The sequence below is a fragment of the Cohnella terricola genome, assembly GCF_007786475.1.
GTDB classification, from domain to species: domain Bacteria; phylum Bacillota; class Bacilli; order Paenibacillales; family Paenibacillaceae; genus Cohnella; species Cohnella terricola.
Map to the genome: position 1 here is coordinate 26,181 of NZ_VNJJ01000005.1, position 22,211 is coordinate 48,391.

The following is a 22,211-nucleotide window of genomic DNA, read 5'->3' on the forward strand; positions in this document are numbered from 1 at the left end:
CAAGTGATAGCAGAGCAAGTCGGGATTTTGTTGGATAGGAATTTTTAAGCGTCAGGTTCGACGTCAGGGAGGTCATCCATATTTGCTTGTTTAACGTTCACCCAATTTGAATTATGCATCATCTCGGAAGAATCCCCATGAAATGCCTTCATGGCTTCCTGATCATCAAGCAGCTGATATCTCATCCATGCCGTCAAGTAACCCCTGTGATTGCCGCCATTACCTTCAATAGCTGTATGAGCTGCACCTTTTGCCATCCCCATCATAACTGGCGAGTTTGTGTTAGTAGTATGCAAGGCTAATTGGTTCGTTGATACCGGTGAGATTAGAAAATCTCGTGTGCCGCCCATAATGAGGAAAGGAACGGTAATACGTGCTGTATCGTACACATCTTCTGGATCGCAATGCTTCAAATCCGGGAGAGCGATGGATACAACCGTCTTAATCAACGATCCACTTATATAGTTGGTATGAGCATTAATAACCCCGGTAGCTCCTTGTGAATGTCCGGCTACACCAATATGCTCCATTTTAATTTTTTGATAAAACAAGCTGTTTGCGAGTTGGTTTTCATTTCTCAAATAATCAATGGCCTCTACAATTTCATTACCGGTTCCTGTTGTCTTGCTATAGGAATCTATGACAATGAATCCCCAGCTAGCAAGATGAGTGAAGAGCTCATCATAACGATCCGGCGTGGCACCTGTTCCATTTCCCCAAGAAATAATAGGAAAGGATTCGTCTCCCTGAAATGCTGGGTAGTATATTCTATACAAAGCCTCTCCGGTCGTACCCTTAACTTCTTCTACCTTTACATGATAGCTTCCTTGCTGTGCATACCGCTGCTCATTGCTTCCTTCTGCAAGTTCGGGTACATTAGAATGAACGATGATTTGCATGAAAAATGCAAAGATAAGGACGAGAGCTGACAACCATAAATCCCCTTTCGTTGCTTCGATGAAATGAGAAACGTATAGCTATAATTAATTATAAACCGGATTTTCGAGGAGTAAAGAATAAGCAGAATGGTTCGCGAATCTATAAAAGATTCTCGAACCATTCTGCTTAGTGATGGATTTCCACCGTCTCTGTCTAGCTATTAAGAGGCTTATTTTCAACCCATGCAACTTTGAGATCTCTCTTTTTGAAAAACCATGTATCATCAATTTTGATGAACTCGTCGTAATACCTTATCGCTGCTACCATTAATTTTTTGTCATCGCCCTCAATGGTTAAATGATGAGCAAAACAATAGGTTATCCCAGTTGCAGTATTACCAGATAAAGTGATTTTACTCTGGCCATTAAAATGCATGGTAGAGGTATAAATATTTAAGTTATCAAAAATAGGCGCTAGATCATTCCTATTATGAACGGTTTGGGATGGTTCCGTCTGACTTTCATCCATAAATACTCTAAAAAGAGTATCTTCAGTAAATAGAGCCATTTGACCTTTAGCATCCCTCGTATCTGCACAAAATGCATATGCGTCAATGAGATCGCGGATCGCATCGCGATCAGCAATTTCTTCTAAGGATAGTATTTTCACATTAGCCATTTTTCCCACACCTTTTCTCAGTTTGTTTGCCTTGTAACTAAGTTGTTCATTTTGCATTACTTCTATTCTCATATTATCCGATCCGAGTGATTAGAGCTTTGTCGTACAGCTCATTTTTTATGTCAATTCGGCTCATTCTCATCAAATTCCAGTGCTTTCCCATTGGATTGCCGCAGTGACTTTGTGTTATCTTTTACACAGATAAGGAGTGGGGGCTAATGGGATCAGTAATTAGAAAGGCTGTGAAAATGCCTCAAAGTTTAGACAGTGTTCGCATGCTGAAGATAAAAGGATTATCAGTTATGGGGGCATGCGGATATTCTGATATAAAGACCGGGAGGATGTACCTGCAGGATCATGTTCTATTAGTTGTTCTAGAAGGGGTCTACATTGTCCGATACGGTGAGCAGGAATATTCGCTAAGGAAAAACGAAATGGTATTCCTGCATAAAGGCATCGTCATTGATTATGAGAAGTACGGGGAAGAGGATTCGAGGCATGTATTGGACTATATGATGTTTTTTCTGAAGGATGAATTGCTTCATGAGTTTATGAAGATATCTAATCTTCCTGTTCCGAACCCTGTATCGCCTGATCCAACTGCCGTTCATTCGGTGAATGAGCGCCTGTTAAGCTACATCGCATCGCTCAAGCCCTATTTTGAAAAGCCCGAGGCCATTCAAGACGAATTAATTAAGCTGAAAATGTTGGAGCTTCTTTTTGATATATTGGATGCGGACAAAGGGTTATTGAACCAGATTCTGCAACTGAGGCAGCAACGTCTTACCGGCATTGTAGAGGTCGTAGAGAAGAATCTGCTAAATCCCGTATCGCTTCAGGATCTTGCTTATTTGTCCGGCAGAAGCCTATCCACCTTCAAACGGGAATTTCGGAAGGTCTATAATGAGCCTGCAATTCAATGGATTCGTAATCGCCGGTTAGAGAAGGCAAGAGAATTATTAACCCATTCCGGAATGCCCATAACGGAGGTCTGTTTCGCAACAGGCTTCGAAAACGTCTCCCACTTCTCAAAAGCTTGGAAAAAGAAGTATGGAATTCCTCCATCGGCAATGAGGAATCGTAAATGGGCGGGGGATTGATTCCCCCGCTTGATTTATTGTGTAGGATCGGCCATGATTTGTCGGCTTCTTAAATCGTAGGTGTAATTTACTTCCTGCTCATGAAATCCCTTCGATTTTATCCAGTGTGTATGGGTTCTCTTTGTATTTTCAAAAAAGATCCCCCTTTTATTGCTCCTTGGCATCGGTAATGATAATCTCCCCGTGGATGGAACTTGGAAAAGGTGCCAAGTGTCGGCTCGAATGTGGTATTGATCATTTTACCGTCCTGCACGATAGCCAGCAAGTAGTGGCGGCGAAACCGACAACACCAACAATAACACGTGGTGCTTCGGAAGCTTCGGGCATTCCGGTGATTAAGGCAGTGAATAGTTACGCAGTTCTAGCGCAGTCCAACCGGACTGCGTTTTTGATTAAATGGGAGGATTTCTCAAGACTGTTAAAGAAGTTAACAGGCATTCGAAGATCATCCGTGACAAAAAAATTTTAAGAAAATGAGATGAGAGTTGTCGATTCTATCATTTTCCATCCGTTGTAAAAATAGTGGGCAACAAAAAACCAGCAGCAAATAAAAATTGCGATTGTTGTAAATCGCCAAAATGGAGGGTTTTAATGAATATTTTACACTCGAAAGACGGTTCGGCTATTGCCTACGAAAAGGCAGGCAGCGGCCCCCCGCTTATTTTAGTTGACGGAGCCCTTTGCAGTCGATCGAATGGCCCGAATGGTCCGTTGGCTGACTTGCTAAAACAACATTTTACAGTATTCACTTATGACCGGCGAGGTCGTGGCGACAGTGGAGATCAAATGCCGTATAATGTCGAGCGTGAAGTGGAGGACCTTTCTGCTTTGATCCGGGAGGCCGGCGATTCGGCATATGTGTACGGCATTTCATCCGGTGCCGCCCTTGCCCTTGAAGCGGCGAAACGGCTTTCATCCATAAAGAAGCTGGCGTTATACGAAGCGCCGTTAGTAGTCGATAACAGCCGCGCGCCTGTGCCTGAGGGTTATTTGGAGCAAATGGAAGGTTTGCTGGCGTCAAACAAACGAAGTGCCGCGGTAAAGCTCTTCATGAGAAAAGGAGTGGGCTTGCCAGCGCCAGTCGTCGCCATGATGCCTCTCATGCCGGCGTGGTCGAAACTTAAGGCTGTTGCTCACACGCTGCTCTATGATACGCTTCTTACGCTAGAACATCAGAAGGGTAAAGCTTCTACACTTCAACGATGGTCCGCAGTAAGCGTTCCTACTCTCGTAATAGCTGGCAGCAAGAGTCCTACTTGGATGCTTAACGGAATGCGGTCGCTTACGGACGTACTCCCTAATGCAAGGCTCGAAATCCTTAATGGTCAGACGCACATCGTCAAGCCGGAAGCTCTTGTACCGGTTCTCAAGAATTACTTTTAGTGGCAGGGAAGCTGGTTGAAATGAAGAAGCGGGTATGTTAAGATCGTGCTGACACTTAAACGATTGGAGTTGAAGAGGATAATGTAATACTTCTTGCCGTTTTTTTAAGGAATAAAGCAATATTTGTTTTATTCTTTATGGGCAAGAAAGTTACCTTATTCTTTTCACTCATTAAATATACCCTTTTCATACCCTGAGTAGGGATGGATTGTGCCGTATTTTTGAGCTACAAGAAAGGTAACTTTCTTGTAGCTCTTTTTTATTTATTGGAGGTCGAACACGATGCTGACTGAAGTTGTAGATGATCATGTGAACCGGTTCCTGCTAGGCGTAGCGGTTCACACAAAAATAGATCAGTTGCCGGAGGTTTACCAGTCTATCGACAGGTGCACGTAGCGATTCGTCAAAGTGCCAATTGACGGTTGCTTATTTACGTTTTCTCCGGCGGCGGTAAGGAGAAGACATGAGACTATCCTCGAAATATGAAACGATTCGGCGGTTGCTGTCCGACTTAAAGCAGCCCGAGTATCGGTATGCGCAGATTATGGATGCGATTTTCAAGCAAAACGTCGGTGAATACGAACGGATGACATTACTACCTAAGTTTTTGCGCGAAGAGTTGACCCGAATGCTTGGTCCAAACGTCTGCAGCATCGTTCCGGTAAAGGAACTCACATCGAAACAAGTCAGTAAGGTGCTGTTTGCCATTGAGGGAGACGAACGCGTGGAGGCCGTACGTCTTACTTATGAGCGGGGGTGGAAATCATATTGTATTTCCACTCAGTGTGGCTGCGGATTCAGGTGCAGGTTTTGCGCCACCGGTACCATCGGCCTGAAACGAAATTTAACCGTCGATGAAATTACCGACCAATTGCTGCACTTTCGCTTGAATGGCCACGCATTGGACAGTGTCGCATTTATGGGCATGGGGGAAGCGCTCGCCAACCCGAATATTTTTGACTCGATAACGATTTTGACCGACCCGTTTCTCTTTGGTTTAGGACAACGGCGAATTACGGTTTCCACCATCGGCTTGATGCCGGGGATCGAGAAGCTGACACGTGAGTTTCCGCAGGTCAATCTAACCTTCTCGCTGCATTCGCCTTTCGATGATCAGCGAAGCGAGCTCATGCCGATCAATGATCGATTCCCAATCCACGACGTGCTGAAGGCTTTGGATCATCACATCCGGCAAACTAAGAGAAAGGTGTATATTGCGTATATTCTTCTTCGGGGAGTCAACGACTCGGCGGCGCATGCGGAAGCAGTTGCCGATTTGTTAAGAGGAAGAGGACCTGTGGAACATCTCTACCACGTTAACCTGATTCCATTCAATTCGACCGAAGTTACGCCAGACAGCTATCAGCAATCTGATTCTAATCGGATTAAAGCGTTTGTTCGGATCTTGAAGTCAAAAGGTATCAGCCACACGGTCCGAACTCAATTCGGATCGGATATTAACGCGGCATGCGGTCAGCTATACCGCTCTGAATAATCGATTTACGCCAACGGCTGCCATGAAGAGGGCAGCCGTTTTGATTTATTGTAGGTCTCAGGTCTCGATATTTGCGGTTTACTCACATTATTCCTCAGCTTTTCCGATTTAAGGAGAGGAAGAGGAAAGCTTTTACATAAAAGGAGTGTCTGTGTTGAAGAAATGGTTGTCCGCTTTATCTGTTTTACTGATTGCTACGTTTGTCCTGAGTGCCTGCGGTTATTCGAAGGAATCGGAAACGAACAAGTATAATGCCTACGCGGGCATAAGTACTTTAGCCTTTGTCTCACTGGAAACTAAATTGAAGATTTATAAACTTAACTTCGGCTTTGAAAAAGAAATAGATCTTTCAAAAGAGAAGGATCTGCGAAGATTCGGCGGCGTTAACATCGTCGGCAAAGTCATCGACATCTATTACAAGAATGTAGATGAAGCGCTAGCGTTTGCGTCCAAGAAGCCTTCCTTCGGAGCGGCAGATGAAACGATGAAAGAACTTGCTCCTCAATTGAAGTCCTACATGGACCTTATTAATGAAGTAGAAGATTACTACAGCTCATGGGAGTTTGCCAAGGATGACTTCGAGCGGGGAAAAAAGCTGCACAAGAAGCTGGTTACGCAGTATTACTCCTATACTAAGCTTGCTAAGCAGCTTGCCCGAGACTTGAAGGAGATTACGAAAAAGAAAGACCAGGAAAGCTTGGTCGGACTGAAAAAAGAAGGTTATCTGCTCCATCTCCACGCCAAGAGCATAATTATGAAAAGCCAGGACTTCATCCAACAATTTGTCGATGACGGGTTGGAGTTGGAGAACGCAAGTCTTGAAAAGGTCGATTCTGCAGCATACCAAGAGCAGCTTAGAGGTTTGCTTGTTGAAATTAAGCTGTTTAGCGACTACTCCAAGGACGAGGAACGCATCAAGAAAGAAAAAATAGTGAGCTTTGCCGGTTTTGACAAGGAATTGCCGGAATTTGAAAAGCAAGCCATGAGCTTTTTGCTCACCTTCTCAGGCCAAGCATCCGGACAAGGCAATGAAGCCGAAGAGAGCCTTGCTTCTCGCATTTATAAGTTCGAAGAGCAGATGAACAAGCTGATTTACAGCTTTAATATCATTGTCGGCAATAGCGCAAGGCAGCATTGAATTTCAACAATTCGTTCTTATGGACGGGCACGCCATCTTGGCGTGCTTTTTTGTTTTTCGCCGGACGAATATGACATACTGTTGTCACATTCGTTAAGTTAAAATAACGAAAAGCATCCAAAAGGAGAGATCCATTTTTGAGTAAAAAGATAGATTATAAGAAAGATTTTAAACAGCTCTATTTGCCGAAAACGCTGCCGGAAATTGTGGAAGTGCCGAATATGTCGTTTTTTATGGTCAGCGGTTCCGGAGATCCTAACGGCGAGGAATTTTCCATGGCGGTAGAAGCTTTGTACAGTTTGAGCTACGCGGTAAGAATGTCTTACAAAAGTGACGATGTACCGTCTGGATACTACGAATATACGGTATTCCCGCTTGAGGGCGTGTGGGATTTGCTTGATCGGACCAAGCCAGCGACGGACAAAGACAATTTGAAGTATACGATTATGATACGCCAACCCGATTTTTTGACGGAAAAATGGTTTGTGCGGTTTCTCGAACAAACGAAAAAGAAAAAGCCTAATCCGTTCCTAGAGAAAGTCCGGTTTGAGCCCGTGGAAGAAGGATTATGCTGTCAGATGATGCATATCGGAAGTTTTGACGACGAACCGCAAAGCTTTGCTCGAATGGAAGCGTTCTGCGAAGAGAATGGGTACAACCGTACCAGCAAAATTCATCGGGAAATCTATTTGTCGGATCCTCGAAAGACGAACCCCGAAAAGTTAAAAACGGTGTTAAGGTTTCCGGCTGAGGCGAATTATAGAAACAAGCAAACACGCTAAACAGCTATCATGCTAACGGACACATCGACCGCTAATTTGCCACAAAAGGTCCTTTTCAGTTTTAACGGTCACCACAGCTCTTAATAGCTCGTAAAACCGCCGAAAGCAAGGATTTTTGCAAAATAGCGACGCCTGTGTCCGTAAGAAATCCAAATGGTCGATATTGCTCATTAGCGGTTGCTGTGTCCGTTACTTGACATCTCTAGCCGCCCCGTATTATAATAATTTTTATCAAATTAACCGATTCACATTTTGCTTTGGGTTCTTAGCTCAGTTGGCAGAGCAGTTGACTCTTAATCATCTGGTCCAGGGTTCGAATCCCTGAGAACCCACCATATTAGACTAATTAAACGGCAGAGATGCCGTTTTTTTGTTGTATAGACCGACATTTATATCGCAACGCTCGCGTGGTATATTAATTTTACCAAGTTTCTAAGGGGATTTATGAAGATGAGCGGAATGAAAAAAATCGCGGAGCTCACAGGGGTATCGGTGTCGACGGTGTCGAACGTCCTCAACGGAAGAAGCAACGTCGGACAAGCGACGAAGGAACGGGTGTTGCAGGTGTGTGCGGAGCACGGATACTATCCCAAGCAGCCCCGCCATCTCGACAACCCGCATCGGTCGAAGGCGATCGTCTTTATATTCAGCGATTTCGATCGCGATTTTTACTTGAAAATCATTAACGGCGTTAGCGATTGCCTTGCGGAAAACGGTTACGATCTTATTATATGTACGAGTAAATCAAGCGATAGCTTTATGAAGAGTAGCTTTGCGCGCGGGGCGATCATCCTGGACAGCAACATCGCGGATGATTTTGTCTTGTCCGCGGCCGTTCCGGATTTTCCCGTCGTACTAATGGACCGTATGCTAACGGATAGCAAAGCGAATACGAAGAGCGTCACCGTCGACAACTATCCTGTGATGTGCGACTTGACGCAAGGTTTGATCGATAAAGGCTTCAAGTCCTTCGGCTTCATCGGTGGATTGGATTTTACGCTGGATAATCGGGAAAGGTTCGGGGCTTTCATGGATACACTAGCGAAAAATAAGATCGAATTCGACCGCTCGCACGATTATTTTCACGGCAACTACCGCGAGGAAAGCGGTTATCAGGCGGCTAAGCTTATGATTCTTAGCCACCACTTACCCGAAGTGTTGGTGTGCGCGAACGATAATATGGCCATAGGTGCTATTAAGGCGTTTAAGGAAAACGGGATTCGGGTTCCCGAAGATATTTCTGTAACGGGGTTTGACGATTCCGAAGCGGCGGCGATGGCGGGACTGACGACGGTCTCCATTCTGCGTTACGAAAGCGGGTACTTGGCTGCTAAGGATCTGCTGGGCATGATCGCGGGACAAACTTCCAAAGATCCTTTTAAGTTATCGGCGACGGTCAAATGGCGCGAGTCGGTAAAATTTTACTAAAGTTCTTAGTAAATTTTATTGACCGAATTGCGAGAAGTGGATACAATGAGTGCGTGCGCATAAAGCGATCGAAAAGTACGATAAAGACGAAAGCCTAACTCTATTTCACGTTAGGCTTTCGTCTTTATGGCGACAACCTAATGGAGGCATGCTCAATGGCAACGATTAATAAAGTCTGGTGGAAAGAAGCCGTCGTATACCAAGTCTATTGGAGAAGCTTCTACGACTCCAACGGCGACGGTTACGGGGATCTGGAAGGCTTGATTCGGAAGCTGGACTACATCCAAGATTTGGGCGTCGACATTATTTGGCTGAATCCCGTGTTCGAATCCCCCGATTTGGACAACGGGTACGATATTTCGGATTACGAAGCCATCATGCCAAAAGCGGGAACGATGGAAACGTGGGAGAAGCTGCTGTTCGAAGTTCATGCTCGCGGAATGAAGCTGATCATGGACCTGGTCGTGAACCATACGTCGAACCGTCACCCCTGGTTCATCGAATCGAAGTCGTCCCGGGAAAATCCGAAGAGGGATTGGTACATTTGGCGGGATGGAAAAGAAGGGAAAGCACCGAACAATTGGCGTTCGTATTTCTCGCCCTCCACGTGGGAATGGGACGAGACGACGGAGCAGTATTATTTTCACTCCTTTGCCGTCGAACAACCCGATTTGAACTGGGAGAACGAAGAAATGCGGAAGGAAATCTACCGCATGATGCGGGCATGGCTGGATAAAGGGATCGACGGCTTCCGCCTGGATGCGATCGCTTTGCTGGCTAAGCCGGAACAATTCGACGATGCGGATCACCCGGAAGATATCCGGTATTTGACGAATCGCCCCGGGTTGCATGTGTTTCTTCAAGAGATGAATAAACAAACCTTGCGTGATTACGATATCGTAACGGTAGGGGAAGCGGCGTTCGTATCTCCGGAAGAAGGGTTGAAGTACGTCGCGGAAGACCGCGGAGAACTCAACATGCTGTTCCATTTCGAAGTATGCGACGAGATGCCGACTTGGGACATGCTCCGGTTCAAAGAAATTCAAAGACGCTGGTACAAGGGGTTATGGGGGAAAGGCTCGAATTCCCAATTCCTTAACAATCACGATCATACGAGGCAAGTGACCCGATATGGGAACGACGGCCAATACAGGGTGGAATCCGCCAAAATGCTGGCGACCATGCTGCACACTTTGCCGGGAATCCCTTATATTTATCAGGGTGAAGAAATCGGGATGACGGGCGTCAAGTTCGAGTCGATCGATCAATACGATGATATTGCCATGAAAAATCGATACGCGGAAGAAGTTGGGAAAGGACGGGATGCAGATGAAGTGCTTCGGAGTCTGCAGCCGTTAAGCCGCGACAATTCCCGGACGCCAATGCAGTGGAACGACTCGCCGAATGCTGGATTTACGACGGGCACGCCATGGATCAACATCAATCCGAATTATAAAGAAATCAATGCGGAACTAGATCTGGAGCACCCGAATTCGGTGTACCGTTATTACCAGAAGCTGATTGCCCTGCGCAAAAAGAACGAAGTCATGGTGTACGGCGAGTTCGAAGAGCTGCCGGAATGGATGGATAGCGAACGGCTTTACGTCTATACACGGTCTCTTGGGGGAACGACTTGGTTGATCGTCCTTAATCACTCGGAGGATCGAATCTTGATAACGCTCCCTGTTGATTACAACGCTGATTCCCGTAAGCTGCTTCTGGCCAACTATTCCGTTGAGGAAGCAGGCTCGGAAGATCAGTTGGAACTGAAGCCGTTCGAAGCCCGGATTTACGAGATAAGCCGCTAGTATGATATACTGTTTATTATATAGACAGTATATCGCGCTCCGCACGGGGCGACGGAAAGTACCTGGAGGATCACGATGGCGGATGTACGTAACGGCGAAAACGGCCTGAATCAGGAAGCGCTGAACAACTTGCCGAACTGGGCGAAGCTCGGGTGGGGACTAGGAAAACAGCCAACGCGCGGCCCGAAAGGCGAGCTAAGCGTCCCTAAAATCGTCGACGCGGCAATCGCGATCGCCGACAAAGACGGGTTGGCAGCTGTCTCCATGAATAAAGTAGCGAGCTCCCTCGGTTTTACGACGATGTCTCTTTATCGGTACATTTCGAGTAAAGACGATCTTCTGATGCTCATGCAGGACGCCGTCAGCGCAATGGATATTCCTCCGGAGCGGGAGGGTGTAGATTGGCGAGAGGAAATGCGGGAGTACGTACGCGCTTGCGTCGAGGTATTCCGGAAACACCCTTGGTTCGGAGATATTTCGATTACGAGCGTCCCCATTATGCCGAACACGCTGCAGATTATCGATTGGGTGTTGCGTCCGCTTAGGCGTTTTCCTTTGAACGATTATGAGAAAGTAGCGATTCTGCTGCTCATCAGCAGTTATGCGCGCACCTGCGGAATCATTATGCGAGACCTTGACCGGGCGATCCAGGCGGGCGCGACTCCCGAGTCGTTCAGCGGACTGAATTACACGACCGCGCTTAAAGAACTGGTCAAACCGGACCGTTATCCGTACCTGTATCCGGTTGTCGCATCCGGCTCCTATACGGGAGAGAACGTGGAGGACAATACGGTAGGCGACGATTTCGATTTCGGACTGGAAAGAATTCTGGACGGCGTCGAACAATTTCTAGCGGGAAAAAATTAAAAAACAGCGTCACGTTCGGCGGAATCCGAGCGGGACGCTGTTTTTTGTTATCCGAGCAGATCCCAGATCTGCTTGCCGATCAGCAAAGCGGTGACGAGGAAAAACAACGGTTTGACGTAGGCTGAACCTTTCCGAATCGCCAACCGCGAACCGGTAAGGGCACCTGCGACCATAGCCAATCCCATCGGCAGGCCATAAACGTAATTCACTTTCCCGAGCGCGATGAACATGAGCAGGCTTCCGATGTTGCTCGCGAAGTTCAGCGCTTTGGCGTTGCCGGCTGCAAGCACGAAGTCGAAGCCGAGCAGCAAGAAGGCAAAGATGAGAAAAGAGCCCGTTCCCGGCCCGAAAAAGCCGTCATAATACCCGATGACGGCGGCAATCGCCGCCGTAGCAATTGCCGCATTTTTGGTTAGTCCTCGGTAGGTCGACCGATCTCCCCAGTTTTTCTTGAATGCGGTGTAGACGGTGACAGCGATCAGCATGACGACGACTAGCGGCTTAAGAAACGAGGAAGGAATGAAAGCGACCGTATAAGCTCCGGCGGCCGACCCGACCAACGCGAGTGGAAATAGTTTTTTCACTAGTTGAACGTCGATTTTGCCCGATGCCATGAAGGAAATGCTGCTGGTCAGCGACGACATCGTTCCCGCCAGCTTATTCGTGCCGAGCGCAACGCTCGGAGGGAGTCCGCTTAGCAGTAGTGCCGGCAAGGAGATCAATCCTCCTCCGCCGACGACGGAATCGATAAACGCGGCGATATATCCCGCAACGATCAAAAACAAAAGCATACCCAGATTTAATTCATCCATAGTCGTCTCTCACAATGCCAAGAAATTAAGGTTGCGAATGAGAGAATCTTACCTCATGAAGGAATCGGTGTCCATAGCCATGCCGCGCTGCCGTTCGGATTATCTATTTCCCGCTTTCCGGCGGAACGAGACCGCGCCCCATGCCATCGAGGCGATCAGGATGCCAAGGCACCATGCGAGGGCGAGCCAAGCGTTGTTCCCGATCGGGGCTCCGGTAAGAAAACCTCTGATCGTTTCGATGACCGGCGTAATCGGTTGATGATTAGCGACGCCTTGCAGCCAATTCGGCATCGTCGAAGTCGGCACGAACGCGCTGGACAAGTAGGGAAGGAAGAGCAGGGCGAAGCCGTATCCGCTTGCCGCGGAGGGACTTCCCGAGACTAGGCCGATCGCGGTATACAACCAGGTGAATGTAAGGATAAACAGAAAGATAATCCCGATTGCGCCGAGCCATTCGATCGGACCGGCGTCGGGACGGAAACCGACGAGCAACGCGACTCCGAAGACGACCGCTGTCGCGAGAAGATTGCGGGCCAGGCTGGCGACGACATGGCCAGTAATGACGCTCATGCTGGGGATCGGCATCGTACGGAACCGATCGATGATGCCGTTCGTCATGTCCTGCGCGACGTCAACCGCGACGCTGGCCGAGCCGAATCCGGCGCAAAGCAGAATGATGCCGGGCACGACATAATTCACGTAGTTCCCGCTGGAGTCGATAGCGCCTCCGAATACATAGGTGAACAGCAGCATAAGCATGACGGGAAGCATCATCGCCATCAACAGGGCTTCCGTATTGCGCAAGCTATGGCGGATGCTGCGGCCGATAAAGACGGCATTCGCGACGCCGAAAGAGGCGGGTTTCACGTTGAAATGCGGATTTGTCATGATATGGATCTCTCCGTTTCCTTGGTAGTGAGAGCGAGGAAGACATCATCCATGCTCGGCTTGCGGATGTTCACCCGTAAGTCCGGTGGAACTTTAGCCGCAAGCTCGTTTAGCGTTCGGCTCACGTCGTGAAGGCTCCCGCTTGTCGTTACGGATCGGATAATCTCGTCGTTCCCGTTAAGTAATTCAATAACTTCGTCTCCGACTCGGGATTTCAACTCCGCCGCCGTTCCCGTCGCGACGACTTTGCCTCCGTCGATCACCGAAATCAAGTCGGCTAATTGATCGGCCTCTTCCAGGTATTGCGTGGTCAGGAATACGGTGATGCCCTGTTCCTTTAAGCGGAGAATGACGTCCCATAACGCACGGCGGCTTGTCGTGTCCAATCCCGTGGTCGGTTCGTCCAGGAAGATGATGGGACGGCTCACGACAAGGCTGATAGCGAGATCGAGACGTCTTCGCATGCCGCCGGAATAGGTTTTGACTCTTTTCTTGGCAACTGACACGAGATCGAAGCGGCTCAGCAACTCGGCCGTGCGCGATCGGGCTTCCGCAGCCGTGAGACCCGAGAGCCTGCAGATCATCATCAAGTTCTCTTCGGCCGTGAGCACCTCGTCGACCGCCGCGAACTGCCCGGTCAAACTGATAGACATCTTGACTTTGTTTTTCTCGGTGACGACGTCGAACCCGGCTACGCGCACGGAGCCTTCGTCGGGAACGGTCAACGTGGACAGAATGTTGATCAGCGTCGTCTTCCCGGCGCCGTTCGGGCCGAGCAGGGCGTACACGACGCCCGATGGCACGGACAAATCGATTCCATCCAGGACGATTTGTTTGCCGAAGCGTTTCTTTAATCCTTTGATTTCGATAGCGGACCGAATCATTGTGGATCATCAACCTCCAATTAACTGTATGTGATGTAAACAGTATATTATGTATACAGTTGATTTGCAACAGGTAATGTAATTTTTTGTGTGGAGTGGGAAGAATGTGCCGTCATTGCTGCATTTTGCGACAATGAGAGAGCAGAGTGGGAAAAATGTGCCGTCATTGCTGCGTTTTGCGACAATGGGAGGGAAGAGTGGGAAGGGTGAGCCGTCATTGCTGCGTTTTGCGACAATGGGAGGGCAGAGTGGGAATGATGAGCCGTCATTGCTGCATTTTGCGACAATGAGAGAGCAGAGTGGGAAGAATGTACCGTCATTGCTGCATTTTGCGACAATGAGAGAGCAGAGTGGGAAGGACGTACCGTCATTGCTGCATTTTGCGACAATGAGAGAGCAGAGTGGGAAGGACGTGCCGTCATTGCTGCGTTTTGCGACAATGAGAGGGCAGAGTGGGAAGGATGTGCCGTCATTGCAGCATTTTGCGACAATGAAGCTTAACGCAAAAAGGCCGCCCCCTAGATCATCAGATCTTTTGGGACAGCCCGTATGAGGGAAATCTATCGTTTAATCGGATTGGAGAAGCCAATTTTCCGCGTCGCTCGCGTTGGGGAAAACCCGAAGCTGACTGCCTTGATTCGTCTCCGCGACCCATTCCTTGAATCTGCCTTGGCTGGCGAGTTCGTCCGGGATGACGAGAGCGGTTCGGATTCGGTAGTTCGTCAGTTTCTGTAATACGCCACCGGCCAACCCCGTCCGCAATTGAAAGAAATCTTCGGATAACGCCTCGGCGTGAAGCATAAGCAACCAGGTGTCGTTACCGTAGCAGGCACCGATCAAATCAGCTGCATCCTGTTCCGTGCGAAGCGGCGTCTCGGCCGATCGGCACGCGATATATTTTCCCGGCGTTTCAATAACTTGAATATTCATGGTTTGACCTCCTTGAAAGCATCGTTGTTTTGCAGTTCTTTGCGCAAGTTCCGAACCCACTGCCATTCGCTCAGGTAGAAGGAGTGAACATTTTCTTCGATCATGGTCCACAAATAGGTTTCTCGCGGAGTTCGTTTGGGGGCAAAGGCGTCCCCGCGTCGCGTTTTTTCCTGCTGCATGAACAGCCGCGACCCGACTTCCTCTTCGTAGATCCCCAGCAATCCGTCCAATTCGTCGGGCGAAAGCCTATCGGCCCAAGCCAATTGAGTCAGGAAGCTTTTCTTGAATTCCGGCGGTTCGGGAGCGGAGAGCGTCCAACTCCTTAGCTCGGACAGCCCTTCGGCGGTGATTGTGTAAATTTTCTTCGATGGGGCGCTCTCTTGATGTCGTACTTCGTTGGTCGCGAGCCCTTCCGCAAGAAGCTGCACGAGCGATTTGTATATCTGATTGTTATTGCCCGACCAGTACATGACGGATGAATCTTCGATGATTTTCTTGAGTTCGTACCCTGTGGAGGGCTGAAAGCTCAGAATGCCGAGTATCGCGAATTTGATGGACATGGCGTTCATCTCCAACATTATTTTTATATGTTATTTATAACATAGCTGCATAATAACATAAGACTGTTGTCGAAGTAAATATCGTCTGGGATAAATTATTCGCAACTCAAATCGGGTAATCTAACCATTGACAAAACCAATCGTCAGTCCTATAATTTCCATTAACCAAATACGCAAATGTGAAGATTAGAAATAGTAAGAATGCCATGACCTTTCAGAGAGCCGTTGGTTGGTGCGAAACGGCAGCGTCGTCCATTCCGAACTCGTCTATGAACAGCTGCCCGACAATGTAGGGTTAGACGGAATTCCACCGTTACAGGGATAGATGGTGATGGCCATCGAAAGAGATCGTTTTCCTATGGAAAACGAATTAGAGTGGTACCGCGAGTTCAACCTCGCCTCTATGCATAGAGGCGGGGTTTTTTTGTTGGCCGAATTCCGGGTTCGGCCAACCTCGCTTGACATATATTCGACTATCCGCAAATACGGGAGGAATGGAACATGAGCAGAAAAATTATCGTATTGGACACAACTTTGCGCGACGGAGAACAAGTGCCGGGAGCCAAATTAAACGTATATCAGAAGCTCGAGATCGCCAAGCAACTAAAGAGATTAAACGTCGACATTATCGAAGCGGGATTCCCGGCTTCGTCCGCGGGAGATTTCCACGCGGTGCAGGAAATCGTGCGCAGCGTCGGGGACAGCGTCTCGATTACGGCGCTCGCCCGGGCGGTGAAGAGCGACATCGAAGCCGTGTACGAAAGCATCAAGCTGGCGAACAACCCGCTGATCCATATCGTGCTCGGCACGTCGAACATTCACGTGGAGAAGAAGTTCAACCGTTCGAAGGACGCGGTCCTGCAGATGGGCGTCGATGCGGTGAAATACGCGAAAACATTGCTGCCGAACGTGCAATATTCGACGGAAGACGCTTCGCGGTCGGATTTCGAATACTTATGGTCGACGATTGAAGCCGTCGTCAAGGCGGGCGCGACCATGATCAACGTCCCCGACACGGTCGGTTTCGCCGTGCCGGAAGAGTACGGCGAGTTGATCCGCAAGCTCAACGATCGGCTTAAAAATCTCGACGATCGTGTCGTGCTGAGCGTTCATTGCCATAACGACTTGGGAATGGCGACCGCGAACACGCTTAGCGCGGTCAAGAACGGCGCCGATAAAGTCGAGGTCACGATTAACGGCCTGGGAGAACGGGCGGGCAACACTTCCCTGGAGGAAGTCGTCATGGCGCTTAAAGTTCGGGAGAGCTTCTACGGCGGTCACACGGACATTCGGACGCAGGAACTGTTGAAGTCTTCCCGCCTAGTCAGCCACTTGACGGGACTCGACGTCCAGGTCAACAAGGCGATTACCGGGGAGAACGCGTTCGCGCATTCCTCCGGCATCCACCAGGACGGCTTGCTGAAAGATAAGAACGTCTACGAGATCATGTCTCCAGAAGACGTCGGCGCGGAGAAGATGGAGATGATTCTAACCGCTCGCTCCGGCCGGCACGCATTTAAGAACGCTGTCGAGAAAATGGGCTTCGAAGCGGGAGAAGGTGAGCAGTTCGAGTCCTTGTTTCAGAGGTTCCTCGCCCTTGCTGACGCCAAAAAAGAAGTGTACGATCACGACGTTTTCTATCTGGTGACCCATCACGGCAACGTCGAGGAAAGCAGTACGCAGCTGTATGAGCTCGTTAACTTCCAAGTCGTCAGCAACGATATATTCCCTACCGCTTCCGTCCAATTGAAGAAAGGGACGGAGACGTTGAAGGGCAGCGCGGTCGGCGACGGTCCGATCGACGCCCTGTACGGTGTCATCAAGTCGCTCGTCGGTCTGGACGTCGAATTGAAGGATTACAAGATCAGCAGTTTATCCAGAGGCAAAGAAGCGATCGGCCGCGTCAATCTTCGCGTCGCTTACGACGGTAAGACATATTCCGGCCGCGCGATGGATACCGATATCGTGAAGGCGAGCGCCATCGCTTTCCTGAACGGCATTAACGCGGCTTTGCTGGATGCAGTCAAAGAATAAGGCTATATAGCTCAACTCAAGACGTGAAGCGACGCTCCGACTTGAGTTGGGCGTTTTCTTCGAAAATTAGGTATAATGGGAGAGTGGATTTCCGCAATCATAGAGTGGCAAGAAATAGAAAGAGGAAGAGAAGCCGATGAATTTTAACATCGAAAGCCTATTCGATCAATACGGGTATGAAGTGCTTTTTCTAGGTTTGCTGCTCGAATTCATCGCTTTGCCTTTTCCCGGGGAGACGACGATGCTGTACGCGGGGTATTTATCTTATTCCGGCGTGCTTCACGGATGGACGGCCTTCATCTGGGCTTTCTTCGGAACGACGATCGGAATGACCATCACGTATTTGATCGGCTTAAAGGCGGGAATGCCTTTCGTGGAGCGTTACGGCAAATGGGTGCTGATCACGCCTTCCAAATTGGAAAAAACAAAAAAATGGTTTAACCGGTACGGCAACGTGCTCATCTTTATCGGTTATTTCATTCCGGGTGTCCGACATTTAACCGGCTACTTCGCGGGTTTAATCGGATCGCCGTTTCGAACGTTCGCCGCATACGCATACGGCGGGGCGCTGTTCTGGTGCGCTTGCTTCATCGGCCTCGGACACGCCTTCGGGCCGCAGTGGGAAAAAGTATTGCATGCGATCGAGCATCATTCCTGGAAACTCGTAGCGCTTGCGATCGTATTGCTGGGCTTGGCCGTGCTGGTCAGATGGGCGATTCAGTCTGGAAGAAGCAAAACGAATCGGTGATTTGCTTAAATTTTTCCGTTTTCAGCCTGTCCGCGCAGTGGTATAATTCCCTTCGTGTTTATTGAACGAATGGGAGTTGCGGCAGCATGAGAAACGGTTTGTTAAACGCGATATGCGCATATATCATTTGGGGATTGCTACCTCTTTATTGGAAATGGTTCGAGACGGTGCCCGCAGGAGAAATACTGTCCCACCGAATCGTCTGGTCTTTCGTCTTCGTGGCGGGTCTGATCACGTTACAGAAGAGATGGAAGGAATTAAAGCTTGTTCTGAAGGACCGGGGTACGCTGCTGCCTCTTATCGCAAGCAGCATCCTGATTACGGTTAACTGGCTCGTCTTTATATGGGCGGTCAACAACGGACATGTTGTCGAAACCAGCCTTGGCTATTATTTGACGCCATTGATCAACGTCGCGCTAGCCATCGTGTTCTTGCGCGAGAAACCGACCGGGGGACAGTGGCTGGCGATCGTGCTGGCTGGCGCGGGGGTCGTTCTGATCACCGTGGATTACGGCAGCTTTCCTTGGGTATCTATATCGCTTGCGTTAAGCTTCGGGCTTTATGGGCTCGTCAAGAAAAGAGTGAAGATCGACGCTTCGCTTGGTCTGATGACCGAGACCGCGATCGTCGTTCCCGTAGCGCTCGTCTTTTGGAGCTACCTTGGCGTTTCGCACGCTTCGACGGTGTGGTCCTTGCCCGTCGGTTCCTTGGCGTTGCTGCTGCTCTCGGGAGTGGCGACGGCATTGCCGCTTCTGCTGTTCGCCAAGGCGGCGAAGAGCTTAACGTTATCTCTGCTAGGTTTTGTCCAATATATCGGACCTACGCTAACGCTAATTCTAAGCGTAACTGTCTTCAAAGAAACAGTGAGCCATGTGATGCTGATCAGCTTCGCGCTGATCTGGTCCGCGTTAATCGTATACGCGATGGCTTCTATTCGCGCCGCTAGGCAGCTAGCTGCACAATAATAAAAGGAAAAGACAAGAGTTTGGAAATCGAGCCGACTTCTTGTCTTTTCCTTTTTTTGACATATAAGAAAGTATAAAATTACTTAGAAAGGGGTGATTAGTGATGAAAAACATCATACTTCTGCTTTGTGGGGTGCTGGTAGAGAGCAAGTATGATGAAAAACATCGCTATAGGAGCGTGCGAGCCACTTTTTGTTCGGTTCCCGGGTGATTAGTGATGAAAAACATCATACTTTCGCCTCGAGGGGCGCCAGTGGGGAGCGAGTACGATGAAAAACATCGCTATAGGGAGTGCACCCGACTCGAAAGGACCGTCAGGACGAACTCTCCCGAAGGTTTTTTTAAATCAATCGCAAAAGGGCGGCGAAGCCGTTTTACTTGATACAATAATGACGGATGGCCTATGGCCTTATCGTCACTCTGGTCCCGATCGGCACGATTGCGGCAAGCTGCAGAACGTCCTCGTTGTACATTCGAATGCAGCCATGGCTGACTTCATGTCCGATGGAAGAAGGATCGTTCGTTCCGTGTATGCCATAATGGGGTCTCGACAAACCCATCCAGAAGACTCCGAAAGGCCCGCCGGGATTGGGCTGTTTGTTGACGATCCAGTACTCCCCCGCAGGGGTTTGCGTCAGCATCTTGCCGATGCCGACGGGGAATCGGCGAACGACACGGTCGCCGTCAAGCAAATATAGACTTCGCTCGGATAGATCGACGATAATCCTGTAGTGCGGCATAGATTTCCCCCTCTAACGATGTTACGATTATCCTATACAAGTATAAGGAGAATTGCGCCATGCGGCTTCGCAGCGATTCCGGTTTTATCCGGTACTCGGTTATCTTCGTCGGTTATGCGATTGCGGTCGCCCTATACGTATGGTACACGTCGCCGAATCAAGTTCCGGAAGCTTATCGCGGAACTTCCGCGGACCCGGCCACCTTTTTCACGCCTTCACAGCTCAGCAATAGCCAGACGTTAAACGCCGCGAGAAACTGGATTTTCTTTGTAAGCGGACCTTGGGAATGGCTGATCTATTTCGCGCTGTTATCCAGCGGATTGGCGAAGCGCTGGCGCGACAAGCTCGAAACGCTGGGTTATCCGATCTACATCAGGTTTCCCGTATTCGTTTTGCTCGTGAACGCTTCGGCGTTCCTGCTCTATTTTCCGCTGCGGGTTGTGGGCTATAATCTCTCGAAAGCTTACGGAATCTCGACCCAGCCAGTCATCGGATGGCTCAGGGACAAGCTGATCGGCTTCGGAATCGGTTATGCGACGATGCTAGCCGTATCGGCTGTCGCTTTCTGGGTCATTTCGCGGGGAGGGCGCTGGTGGCTTAAGCTCTGGCTTCTCTCCATCCCGTTTACTTTGTTTATGATGTACGTGCAGCCAGTCGTGATTGACCCTTTGTACAATAAGTTTACTCCGCTGTCGGATGCCAGATTGGAAGCGAGCATACTGGAGCTGGCCGCCAAAGCGGACATTCCCGCCCACCGCGTATACGAGGTCGATATGTCCTCGAAGACGAATGCCATGAACGCTTACGTGAACGGAATCGGCTCCTCCTTGCGAATCGTGCTGTGGGATACGACGCTAGCGCGCTTGGACAAACCGGAAATCCTGCTCATCATGGCCCATGAAATGGGACATTACGTGATGCATCACTTAGAGTGGAGCGCTGTCGGCGCCGTCGGCTCGTCGTTCGTGCTGCTTGCGATCGGGGGATGGATCTTCAAGATGGCGGTCCGCAACCGCGGATCCCGATGGGGCATCCGCTCTCCTTCGGATATGACGGCGCTGCCGCTCATCCTTCTGATTTTGTCGGTGCTTTCTTTTGCTTCCTTGCCATTCTCCAATTACGTATCCCGGCAGGCGGAATCCGCTGCGGATCGTTACGCGATGGAATTGATCGGCAGCGCGGACGGCTCGGTGTCCATGAATCAGAAACTGTCCGTCGCTTCGCTCGGTGACGTGAATCCGCCTTTGCTCGTCAAATGGTTTCGGGATACTCATCCCTCCGATATGGAGAGGATTCTCGAAGCGGAACGGTTCGAACGATCGCATGGAAAATAAAATCGAAATGTATTTTCTGGCGGGTCTTGCGACGGCCCCGACATTTATGGAAGGCTTGCGGATCGCCTTGGGGGAAAAAATCGGACGGTTTATCACACCAAATCGGGTGGCGGATCACTCAGGCTCGCCGGTTCAATCCGGCCTTTTGTTTCCGTATGGGGACTGGAGCAGAAAAGCGATTCCCCAGCTATGGGAGATTAGGGCGGATATGCGTCTAGGCGCCGAGCGTTTCTCGAAGTCGATCGGTGGCAACCGAGTTGTGGCTTCGATCGAATCTTCCGGGATCGGGGATGGATTCTCACCGGTACGAGGGAGGACGACGCTGCTCGTCGGACATAGCGGAGGCGGAGTCGCCGCCGTCCAAGCGGCAGAGATGCTGCTGCGCAGCGGTGCGCGTTCTTCATGTTTCGCGGTGACGATCGGTTCGCCTCGCTGCCGGATACCGGAGAGGTTGAAGCCGTTCGTCCTCGCGATTCGAGCCGCTAGGGGAGAAACCGACCGTCGTTCTCCGGACATCGTATCGCGGCTTGGTTCGTACGGCGGATGGATTCTCGGAAGCAGGCTGCGGCTGCCCGCATGGCATAAAGGCAAGCATGAACCGGGAGCAACGGTCGGTCTGCCGATTATCGGCGGGCATGCGGATTATTTTCGCAACCGCGCGCCTTATGTGAACGAACAGGGAAAATCGAACCTCGACCTCGTCGTCGATACGATCACGGAATGGTTGGGTTACAATGCGAAATATCGTTGACGTTCAC

General features: G+C 49.5%; 21 protein-coding genes, 1 tRNA gene and 1 other annotated feature. Of the genes, 14 read left to right on the plus strand and 8 right to left on the minus strand.

Annotated features, from left to right (window positions below; translation table 11 throughout):
• Positions 1–44: 44 nt before the first annotated feature.
• Entirely contained in the window at positions 45–932 is an 888-nt protein-coding gene (locus FPZ45_RS10100) for a poly(ethylene terephthalate) hydrolase family protein (protein ID WP_246120402.1), read from the minus strand.
• Between the two features lie 160 nt (positions 933–1,092).
• Positions 1,093–1,629, minus strand: coding sequence for a nuclear transport factor 2 family protein (locus FPZ45_RS10105; protein WP_222430770.1), 537 nt, complete (start codon positions 1,627–1,629; stop codon positions 1,093–1,095).
• Positions 1,630–1,775: 146 nt separating this feature from the next.
• Between FPZ45_RS10105 and FPZ45_RS10110 the strand changes: the two genes are divergently transcribed.
• The 9 genes from FPZ45_RS10110 to FPZ45_RS10150 all read left to right on the plus strand — a co-directional run bounded on the left by FPZ45_RS10110 (position 1,776) and on the right by FPZ45_RS10150 (position 11,558).
• Positions 1,776–2,657 carry a helix-turn-helix domain-containing protein gene (locus tag FPZ45_RS10110; RefSeq protein ID WP_144700885.1) on the plus strand — a complete coding sequence of 294 codons (882 nt, stop codon included), beginning with the start codon at positions 1,776–1,778 and terminating at the stop codon, positions 2,655–2,657.
• Positions 2,658–3,248: 591 nt separating this feature from the next.
• Positions 3,249–4,040, plus strand: coding sequence for an alpha/beta fold hydrolase (locus tag FPZ45_RS10115; RefSeq protein WP_144700887.1), 792 nt, complete (start codon positions 3,249–3,251; stop codon positions 4,038–4,040).
• Positions 4,041–4,503: 463 nt separating this feature from the next.
• A complete protein-coding gene (locus tag FPZ45_RS10120; RefSeq protein WP_144700889.1) occupies positions 4,504–5,535 on the plus strand; it encodes a Cfr family 23S rRNA (adenine(2503)-C(8))-methyltransferase in 1,032 nt (343 codons plus the stop codon).
• 154 nt (positions 5,536–5,689) lie between these two features.
• Positions 5,690–6,673, plus strand: coding sequence for a DUF3829 domain-containing protein (locus FPZ45_RS10125; RefSeq protein WP_186438335.1), 984 nt, complete (start codon positions 5,690–5,692; stop codon positions 6,671–6,673).
• 137 nt (positions 6,674–6,810) lie between these two features.
• Positions 6,811–7,455 carry a GyrI-like domain-containing protein gene (locus FPZ45_RS10130; RefSeq protein WP_144700893.1) on the plus strand — a complete coding sequence of 215 codons (645 nt, stop codon included), beginning with the start codon at positions 6,811–6,813 and terminating at the stop codon, positions 7,453–7,455.
• 259 nt (positions 7,456–7,714) lie between these two features.
• A tRNA-Lys gene (locus tag FPZ45_RS10135) sits at positions 7,715–7,790 on the plus strand.
• Positions 7,791–7,905: 115 nt separating this feature from the next.
• Complete coding sequence (locus tag FPZ45_RS10140; RefSeq protein ID WP_144700894.1) at positions 7,906–8,883, plus strand: LacI family DNA-binding transcriptional regulator; 978 nt, start codon at positions 7,906–7,908, stop codon at positions 8,881–8,883.
• Positions 8,884–9,047: 164 nt separating this feature from the next.
• On the plus strand, positions 9,048–10,691 hold the full coding sequence (locus FPZ45_RS10145) for a glycoside hydrolase family 13 protein (protein ID WP_144701563.1): 1,644 nt from the start codon (positions 9,048–9,050) through the stop codon (positions 10,689–10,691).
• 75 nt (positions 10,692–10,766) lie between these two features.
• Complete coding sequence (locus tag FPZ45_RS10150; protein WP_144700896.1) at positions 10,767–11,558, plus strand: TetR/AcrR family transcriptional regulator; 792 nt, start codon at positions 10,767–10,769, stop codon at positions 11,556–11,558.
• 47 nt (positions 11,559–11,605) lie between these two features.
• Here FPZ45_RS10150 and FPZ45_RS10155 read toward each other — a convergent pair whose 3' ends face one another.
• From FPZ45_RS10155 to FPZ45_RS25690, 5 genes are all read right to left on the minus strand, one after another.
• A complete protein-coding gene (locus FPZ45_RS10155) occupies positions 11,606–12,370 on the minus strand; it encodes a TSUP family transporter (protein ID WP_144700898.1) in 765 nt (254 codons plus the stop codon).
• A 99-nt stretch (positions 12,371–12,469) separates the two neighbouring features.
• The gene (locus tag FPZ45_RS10160; RefSeq protein WP_144700900.1) at positions 12,470–13,258 is read right to left on the minus strand and encodes an ABC transporter permease; all 789 of its coding nucleotides are present in this window, start codon (positions 13,256–13,258) and stop codon (positions 12,470–12,472) included.
• Complete coding sequence (locus FPZ45_RS10165; protein WP_144700901.1) at positions 13,255–14,142, minus strand: ATP-binding cassette domain-containing protein; 888 nt, start codon at positions 14,140–14,142, stop codon at positions 13,255–13,257. Before FPZ45_RS10165 ends, FPZ45_RS10160 begins: the two co-directional genes overlap by 4 nt.
• Positions 14,143–14,709: 567 nt before the next feature.
• Complete coding sequence (locus FPZ45_RS25685; protein WP_246120403.1) at positions 14,710–15,072, minus strand: DUF4180 domain-containing protein; 363 nt, start codon at positions 15,070–15,072, stop codon at positions 14,710–14,712.
• The gene (locus FPZ45_RS25690; protein WP_246120404.1) at positions 15,069–15,632 is read right to left on the minus strand and encodes a PadR family transcriptional regulator; all 564 of its coding nucleotides are present in this window, start codon (positions 15,630–15,632) and stop codon (positions 15,069–15,071) included. Before FPZ45_RS25690 ends, FPZ45_RS25685 begins: the two co-directional genes overlap by 4 nt.
• Before the next feature lie 173 nt (positions 15,633–15,805).
• Positions 15,806–16,038, plus strand: a binding site (T-box leader).
• 95 nt (positions 16,039–16,133) lie between these two features.
• On the opposite strand from FPZ45_RS25690, the gene FPZ45_RS10175 reads away from it, so the two are divergent.
• The 3 genes from FPZ45_RS10175 to rarD all read left to right on the plus strand — a co-directional run bounded on the left by FPZ45_RS10175 (position 16,134) and on the right by rarD (position 19,379).
• The gene (locus FPZ45_RS10175) at positions 16,134–17,666 is read left to right on the plus strand and encodes a 2-isopropylmalate synthase (protein ID WP_144700904.1); all 1,533 of its coding nucleotides are present in this window, start codon (positions 16,134–16,136) and stop codon (positions 17,664–17,666) included.
• 136 nt (positions 17,667–17,802) lie between these two features.
• On the plus strand, positions 17,803–18,414 hold the full coding sequence (locus FPZ45_RS10180) for a DedA family protein (RefSeq protein ID WP_144700906.1): 612 nt from the start codon (positions 17,803–17,805) through the stop codon (positions 18,412–18,414).
• Positions 18,415–18,500: 86 nt separating this feature from the next.
• The gene (rarD, locus tag FPZ45_RS10185; RefSeq protein WP_144700908.1) at positions 18,501–19,379 is read left to right on the plus strand and encodes an EamA family transporter RarD; all 879 of its coding nucleotides are present in this window, start codon (positions 18,501–18,503) and stop codon (positions 19,377–19,379) included.
• A 401-nt stretch (positions 19,380–19,780) separates the two neighbouring features.
• On the opposite strand, the gene FPZ45_RS10190 is transcribed toward rarD, so the two are convergent.
• The gene (locus FPZ45_RS10190) at positions 19,781–20,119 is read right to left on the minus strand and encodes a L,D-transpeptidase (RefSeq protein ID WP_144700910.1); all 339 of its coding nucleotides are present in this window, start codon (positions 20,117–20,119) and stop codon (positions 19,781–19,783) included.
• Between the two features lie 59 nt (positions 20,120–20,178).
• On the opposite strand from FPZ45_RS10190, the gene FPZ45_RS10195 reads away from it, so the two are divergent.
• Positions 20,179–21,453, plus strand: a complete 1,275-nt coding sequence (locus FPZ45_RS10195; protein ID WP_144700912.1) for a M48 family metallopeptidase — start codon at positions 20,179–20,181, stop codon at positions 21,451–21,453.
• Positions 21,443–22,204: a hypothetical protein gene (locus FPZ45_RS10200; protein ID WP_144700914.1), complete on the plus strand. Its 762-nt coding sequence runs from the start codon at positions 21,443–21,445 to the stop codon at positions 22,202–22,204. Before FPZ45_RS10195 ends, FPZ45_RS10200 begins: the two co-directional genes overlap by 11 nt.
• The last annotated feature ends 7 nt before the right edge of the window (positions 22,205–22,211 follow it).

Excerpts from the sequence above, each read along its gene's own strand:
- FPZ45_RS25685 (WP_246120403.1), bottom strand. The coding sequence starts at position 15,072 with ATGAATATTCAAGTTATTGAAACGCCGGGAAAATATATCGCGTGCCGA.
- FPZ45_RS10165 (WP_144700901.1), bottom strand. The coding sequence starts at position 14,142 with ATGATTCGGTCCGCTATCGAAATCAAAGGATTAAAGAAACGCTTCGGC.
- FPZ45_RS10200 (WP_144700914.1), top strand. The coding sequence starts at position 21,443 with ATGGAAAATAAAATCGAAATGTATTTTCTGGCGGGTCTTGCGACGGCC.
- rarD (WP_144700908.1), top strand. The coding sequence starts at position 18,501 with ATGAGAAACGGTTTGTTAAACGCGATATGCGCATATATCATTTGGGGA.
- FPZ45_RS10195 (WP_144700912.1), top strand. The coding sequence starts at position 20,179 with ATGCGGCTTCGCAGCGATTCCGGTTTTATCCGGTACTCGGTTATCTTC.
- FPZ45_RS10120 (WP_144700889.1), top strand. The coding sequence starts at position 4,504 with ATGAGACTATCCTCGAAATATGAAACGATTCGGCGGTTGCTGTCCGAC.
- FPZ45_RS10155 (WP_144700898.1), bottom strand. The coding sequence starts at position 12,370 with ATGGATGAATTAAATCTGGGTATGCTTTTGTTTTTGATCGTTGCGGGA.
- FPZ45_RS10180 (WP_144700906.1), top strand. The coding sequence starts at position 17,803 with ATGAATTTTAACATCGAAAGCCTATTCGATCAATACGGGTATGAAGTG.
- FPZ45_RS10105 (WP_222430770.1), bottom strand. The coding sequence starts at position 1,629 with ATGAGAATAGAAGTAATGCAAAATGAACAACTTAGTTACAAGGCAAAC.
- FPZ45_RS10115 (WP_144700887.1), top strand. The coding sequence starts at position 3,249 with ATGAATATTTTACACTCGAAAGACGGTTCGGCTATTGCCTACGAAAAG.
- FPZ45_RS10175 (WP_144700904.1), top strand. The coding sequence starts at position 16,134 with ATGAGCAGAAAAATTATCGTATTGGACACAACTTTGCGCGACGGAGAA.
- FPZ45_RS10110 (WP_144700885.1), top strand. The coding sequence starts at position 1,776 with ATGGGATCAGTAATTAGAAAGGCTGTGAAAATGCCTCAAAGTTTAGAC.
- FPZ45_RS10160 (WP_144700900.1), bottom strand. The coding sequence starts at position 13,258 with ATGACAAATCCGCATTTCAACGTGAAACCCGCCTCTTTCGGCGTCGCG.
- FPZ45_RS10190 (WP_144700910.1), bottom strand. The coding sequence starts at position 20,119 with ATGCCGCACTACAGGATTATCGTCGATCTATCCGAGCGAAGTCTATAT.
- FPZ45_RS10150 (WP_144700896.1), top strand. The coding sequence starts at position 10,767 with ATGGCGGATGTACGTAACGGCGAAAACGGCCTGAATCAGGAAGCGCTG.
- FPZ45_RS10140 (WP_144700894.1), top strand. The coding sequence starts at position 7,906 with ATGAGCGGAATGAAAAAAATCGCGGAGCTCACAGGGGTATCGGTGTCG.
- FPZ45_RS25690 (WP_246120404.1), bottom strand. The coding sequence starts at position 15,632 with ATGTCCATCAAATTCGCGATACTCGGCATTCTGAGCTTTCAGCCCTCC.